This window comes from Streptomyces poriferorum (assembly GCF_019399235.1).
Lineage (GTDB): Bacteria > Actinomycetota > Actinomycetes > Streptomycetales > Streptomycetaceae > Streptomyces > Streptomyces poriferorum.
In genome coordinates this window covers 1-661 of sequence record NZ_JAELVH010000605.1, presented here as the reverse complement: position 1 = coordinate 661, position 661 = coordinate 1, and the positions used below count along the sequence as shown (strand labels likewise).

General features: G+C 68.4%; 1 protein-coding gene. It reads left to right on the top strand.

The genetic code is table 11. The features are described 5' to 3' along the window. The coding region (locus tag JGS39_RS39985; RefSeq protein WP_219574653.1) for a hypothetical protein at positions 1 to 637 on the top strand (637 nt) is incomplete at its 5' end. Positions 638 to 661: the final 24 nt, after the last annotated feature.

Below are 661 nucleotides of genomic sequence, written 5' to 3'. Positions count from 1 at the left end.
CCTGGACGCCTTCATCGTCGTGGGTGAGCTGCTCATGCTCCGCGCAGGGCTGCGCCGGGTCACCGACCGATGGGCCATCGCTGTGACCGCTATCGGATCTGTCGGCTCCATCGCCCTGAACGTTGCCGGGGTCAGCGGCACACGCGATACCGGTGACGTCCCGTTCCTCGACTACGTGGTGGCCGCGGTTCCACCGGCAGCCGCGATGGTGGCCTTCGCCGTACTGATGCGGCAGATCCACCAGCTCGTGGACCAGCACCCGCTCGCAGGTTCCGGGCAAGTGCTGAGGGCATCGGTGACCACCCCCCTCCGGGCCGCCCGAATATCAGCGGAGCCAGCGGAACCCGGCACGCTCACCGAGCCACCGGCCGCCGTGCCCGATGGGCCTCCGGAACCTCCTGCGGAGGTTGCGGAGACCAAGTCCCGCGGTGGCCGTCCGCCCGGCGCCCCGCTCAGGGATCTCGTGGAGATCGGCAGGGCTGCCTGTGCTGAGCAGGGAAAACTCACTCGGGCCACTGTCCGGAAGGCAGTTGAGGACAAGGGCCTTCCGATTTCCAGTGAGCGGCTGACCGAGGTGACGAACGTCCTCCGGAACGAACTCACAGCCTCCGCCGAAAGCGGTCCATCCAGCGGCTGACCAAACCCGCCGGGTGACCGGAAC